Below are 5,240 nucleotides of genomic sequence, written 5' to 3'. Positions count from 1 at the left end.
TGAGGAACATCACCAGGCGCCGGGCCACGGCCAGCGCCAGCGGGCGGCCGAGGTCGGCCTCGACCAGGGCCAGGGCCAGGTCGATGCCGGCGGTGACCCCGGCGGAGGTGAACACGTGGTCGTCGCCGTCGCGGCGGCTGGGGTCGTAGGTGTGCAGGCGGTCGCCGTCGACCAGCACCGCCGGGTGGCAGTCGCGCAGGGTCTCGACGTCGGCCCAGTGGGTGGTGGCGCGGCGCCCGTCGAGGGCGCCGGCGGCGGCCAGCAGCAGGGCGCCGGAGCACACCGAGCCGAGGCGCCGCACCTGGCCTTCGGCGGCGCGCAGCCAGGCCACCAGCGCCGGGTTGGCGCATTGCGCCTCCACGCCCAGGCCGCCAGGCACCAGCAGGGTGTCGAGGCTGGCGGCGTCGGTGTCGGCCCAGGCGGCGTCGGCGCAGATGCGCAGGCCGGCGGAAGTCGCCACCGGGCCTTCGCGCTCGCCCAGCACCAGCAGTTCGTAGGGCGCGGGCAGGCCCTGGCGCTGGCGCTCGACGTTGGCCGAGGCGAACACCTGCAGCGGGCCGGTGACGTCCAGGCTCATCACGTCGGGGTAGATCAGGCTGGCGATGCGGCGCATGGCGGGCGTTCCTCGGGGCGTTTCTCGGGGCTTGCCGCGAGTGTGCGCCCGCCGTGGGGTGGCGGCAATGCCAGTCACCCCACATATCTTGCCATCGGTCTAGGCCTGGGCCGGCGCCTCCAGGCGGTAGGCGCTGGCGTAGAGCACCGGCAGCACCACCAGGGTCAGCAGGGTGGCGAAGCCGAGGCCGAACATGATCACCACCGACATGCTCTCGAAGAAGGCGTCGAACAGCAGCGGCGCCAGGCCGAGGATGGTGGTCAGGGCGGTCAGGCAGATCGGCCGCAGGCGCCCGCAGGCGGCGTTGACCAGCGCCTCGCGCGGCGCCTGGCCGGCTGCGCCGAGGCTGTCGACTTCCTCCAGCAGGACGATGCCGTTGCGCACCAGCATGCCCGACAGGCTGAGCAGCCCGAGCAGCGCCATGAAGCCGAAGGGGATGCCGGTGAGCAGGAAGCCGAGGGTCACGCCGATCATCGCCAGCGGCACCGTCAGCCAGATCAGCAGCGCCTTGCGCGGCGAGGCGAACATCAGCACGGTGATCACGAACATCGCCAGGAAGGCCATCGGCAGGCTGCCGAGCACGCCGTTGCGGGCGTCGCTGGAGCTTTCCAGGTCGCCGCCCCATTCCAGGGAGTAGCCCGGCGGCAACGCCAGCGCCTCGATCGCCGGGCGCACCCGCTGCAGCAGCTGCGCCGAGGTCTCGCCGCTCTGCGCGGCGACGTCGGCCTTCACCGTCAGCGTGCGCTTGCGGTCCAGGCGCATGATCAGCGGGTCTTCCCAGGTGCTGTCGAAGCCGCCGACCACCTGCTCGATGGGGATGTAGCGCTGGCTCACCGCGCTCCACAGCTGCAGGTCGTTGATCTGCCCGGCGTCCAGGCGTTGCTCGTCCGGGGTGCGCACCACGATCGGCAGCTGCTGGGTGCCGTCGCGGTACAGGCCCACGGTCATGCCGCTGAAGCTCATGCGCAGCAGGCCGTCGAGGTCGCCCTTGTCGATGCCCAGCTCGCGGGCGCGGGCCTCGTTGAACTGCGGGCGCACCACCAGCGCGCGGGCCTGCCAGTCGTGGCTGACGCCCACCGCCACCGGATCGGCGGCGAGGATGTCGCCCACCTGCGCGCCCAGCCGGCGCAGCGCCTGCGGGTCGGCGCCGGTCAGGCGGACCTCGATGGCGCTGCCGTTGGACGGGCCGAACATCAGCCGGCGCAGGCCCACCTGCACCTGCGGGTAGTGGTTCTCCAGGTAGCCCTGCAGCTCGCCGAGCAACGCCGGGATCTGCCCGCGGTTCTGGGTGCGCACCAGCACCTGGGCGTAGTTGCCGTACTGGCGCTCGCCGGAGTAGGTGAGGATGAAGCGCGGCGCGCCCTGGCCGATGCTGGTGACCACCCGCTCGACGCCGGGCAGGCCGACGATGTGGCGGTCGATCTCAGCGGCCAGGTCGCGGGTGTGCTCGATGGCGGTGCCCTGGGGCAGCCACAGGTCGACGAAGAACATCGGCGTGTTGGCCGGCGGGAAGAAGTTCTGGCGCACCTGCGAGAAGCCCGCCAGCGACGCCGCCAGCAGCGCGAGCACCCCCAGGGTCAGCGCGCGCTGGCGCAGGCAGGCCTCCAGCAGGCGCCGGTAGGCGCGGTACAGCCAGCCCTGGTGCGGCTCGGCGGCGGCGTCGCCGCTGGCCGCCGGCATGCGCGCGAAGGCCCAGCGGGCGAACAGCGGGGTGAGGGTCATGGCGGTGACCCAGCTGAGCAGCAGTGATACCAGCAGCACGTCGAACAGCGAGCGGCAGTACTCGCCGGTGGAGTCCGAGGACAGCCCGATGGGCGCGAAGGCCAGCACCGCGATCACCGTGGCGCCCAGCAGCGGCAGGGCGGTGAGGCGGACGATGTGGCGGATCGCCTGGTCGATGCCCTGGCCGCGCAGGCGGCCCACCAGCACGCCCTCGACCACGACGATGGCGTTGTCCACCAGCATGCACAGGGAAATGATCAGCGCGCCCAGGCTGATGCGCTGCAGCTCGATGCCCAGCAGGTACATCAGCAGCAGGCTGCCGAGCACGTTGAGCGCCAGCACCCCGGCGATCACCAGGCCGCTGCGCAGGCCCATGAACACCAGCAGGGTGCCGATGACGATGGCCAGGGCGGTGACGAAGCTGAGCAGGAAGCCGTTGACCGCGCCGTGCACCTCCACCGCCTGGTCGTAGAAGGGGGTGATCCGCATGCCGGCCGGGCGCTCGCTTTCCAGCTGGTCGAGGCGCAGGTGCACGGCGTCGCCGACCTTGACCACGTTGACCTTGGGCGCGAAGGCGATGCCCAGCGCCAGGGCCGGCTCGCCGTCGGCGCGCCACAGCTGGCTGGGGGTGTCGCTGAAGCCGCGGCGCACCGTGGCGATGTCGCCCAGGCGGATCAGCTGAGCGCTGCCCGGCGCGCTGACCAGCAGGCGCTCCAGCTCGCCGACGTCGGCGAACTCACCGGTGGGGTGCAGGCGGATGCGCTCGCTGCCCACCCGCAGGCTGCCGGCGTCGGACACCAGGTTCTGGCGGTTGAGCAGGTCCGCCAGGCGCGCCAGCGGCACGCCCAGGGCGGTCATCTTCTCCCGCGACAGCTCCACCTGCACCTGCTCGGGTTGCAGCCCGGAGACCACCACCTTGCTCACCCCGTCCACCAGCACCAGCTCGCGGCGCAGGTAGTCGGCGTAGTCGCGCAGTTCCTGGTAGCTGTAGCCCTTGCCGGAGAGCGACAGGAGGATGCCGTAGACGTCGCCGAAGTCGTCGTTCACCTGCGGCGGCGAGACCCCCGCCGGCAACTGCGGGGCCAGGTCGTTGACCTTGCGCCGCAGCTCGTCCCAGATCTGCGGCAGCTCGCCGGCGCGGTACTGCGACTTGACGTTGACGGTGATCTGCGAGAGCCCGGCGCTGGAGATGGAGGTCAGCTTGTCGATGTAGGGCAGCTGCTGGATGGCGTTCTCCAGCGGGTAGGTGACCTCTTCCTCGACCTGCTGCGGCGAGGCGCCGGCATAGCGGGTGGCGACCACCGCGGTCTTCACGGTGAAGGCGGGGTCTTCCAGGCGGCCGATCTCGAGCACCGCGTAAAGGCCGCCGAGGGCCAGCAGCAGGATCACCACCCAACTGCTGACCGGGTTGCGCACGAAGTAGCCGCTGATATCCATTACAGCCCCCGCTCGCGTTGCCAGGCGCGCACGTGCTGGCCGTCGCGCAGCTCGGCGGTGCCGGCGGCGACGATGCGCTCGCCCGGCTGCAGGCCGTCGAGCACCTGGATGCCGTCGCGGCCGGGCTGGCCCAGGCGCACTTCGCGGCGCGCCACGCGCAGGTTGGCGTCGTCACCGCTGACCACCCACACCTGGCTGTGCCCGGGCGCGCCGTCGTCGGCGCTGAACACCGCTTCCACCGGCACCCGCAGCACCGGCGCGGCGGCGCGGCCGAGCTGGCTGAAGTCGACTTCGATGGTGGCGCTCATGCCCGGTAGCAGGGTGGCGTCCTGCGGACGCTCGATGGTCAGGGTCACGGTGTAGCTGAGGGTGGCCGGGTCGGGGCGGGTGCTGTGCTCCTTGTAGCGCGCCGGGAGCTCGCGGCCGGGCACCCGCGCCAGGCGCACCAGGGGCTGGTAGTCGCTGCGCAGGCTGGCGCCGTCGACCCGTTCGAGCAGGCTTTCCGGCAGCTGGAACTGCACGTCGTAGGTGTCGGCGGACTGCAGGATCGCCACCGGCTGCTTGGGCTGCAGCATCTGGTGGTTCTGCGCCGGCAACTGCGCGATCACCCCGCCGAAGGGCGCCTCCAGGCGGGCGTAGCCGAGTTCCTGGCGGGCCAGCTTGAGCGCGGCCTCGGCGGAATCGAGCTGGGCCTTCTGCTGGTCCAGCTGGGCGCGCGCCACCAGTTGCCGCTCGCTGAGGGTGGCCAGGCGCTGGTACTGGGCGCGGGCCAGGTCGAAGGTGGCCTGGCGATCGCGCAGGCGCAGGCGCAGGTCGGTGTCGTCCAGGGTGGCGATCAGCTGGCCGCGCTCCACGCGCTGGCCCTGCTTCACATCCAGGGTCTTGAGGTGCCCGGCGAGGCGGAACGACAGCTCGACCTCGTCGGAGGCCACCAGTTGGCCGGGGAACTGGCGCACGCCCTCGGCCTCGGCGGCGGGCACGGTGAACAGCTTCACCGGGCGCACGGTGTCCACCGGCGCGGACGGCGAGGGTCCGCAGCCGACCAGCAGGGCGGCGAGCAACAGGGGCAGGGCGGGCGTCTTCACGGTGGTCCTCGCGAACAGTAGGGGGAGGGGTGTTCGGCGGGACCGGGCGGGGCCTTCCGAATGGCTGCGCAAAGCGTGAGCGTAGACGTCCGCGGTGCGGCTGACATGAGTCAAGCGGGAGGAGGCGGGGAGGGTGGCGCGACAGGTTGGTACAGGCCCCGTTCAGTTTCACCGCCCCCGTAGGAGCGGGCCACGCCCGCGATCGCGCGCATGGCGCGCTCCTACGGTGGAGGGGCGTGTAGAGTCGTAGGGCGTATAACCGTTCGCGGTTATACGCCGTCCGCTCGAGCGCCGGAGCCGACGTCAACGGCGGATAACGCCGTAGGCGTTATGCGCCCTACGGGTTTCCAGAGGGACATCCGCGCGCACCGGAGCGCCCCGTT

General features: G+C 71.9%; 3 protein-coding genes. All 3 read right to left on the bottom strand.

Annotated features, from left to right (window positions below; genetic code table 11):
- Nucleotides 1-613: AraC family transcriptional regulator (locus tag P3W75_RS00825; RefSeq protein ID WP_276225469.1), on the bottom strand; the 613-nt coding region annotated here is incomplete at its 3' end.
- A 99-nt stretch (nucleotides 614-712) separates the two neighbouring features.
- Entirely contained in the window at nucleotides 713-3,772 is a 3,060-nt protein-coding gene (locus P3W75_RS00820) for an efflux RND transporter permease subunit (RefSeq protein ID WP_276225468.1), read from the bottom strand.
- Nucleotides 3,772-4,857, bottom strand: a complete 1,086-nt coding sequence (locus P3W75_RS00815; RefSeq protein WP_276225467.1) for an efflux RND transporter periplasmic adaptor subunit — start codon at nucleotides 4,855-4,857, stop codon at nucleotides 3,772-3,774. Before P3W75_RS00815 ends, P3W75_RS00820 begins: the two co-directional genes overlap by 1 nt.
- Nucleotides 4,858-5,240 lie beyond the last annotated feature (383 nt).

Source organism: Pseudomonas citronellolis (assembly GCF_029335315.1).
Taxonomy (GTDB): domain Bacteria; phylum Pseudomonadota; class Gammaproteobacteria; order Pseudomonadales; family Pseudomonadaceae; genus Pseudomonas; species Pseudomonas citronellolis_A.
The sequence above is the reverse complement of the archived record's forward strand: the minus strand, read 5'-3'. Positions and strand labels throughout refer to the sequence as shown.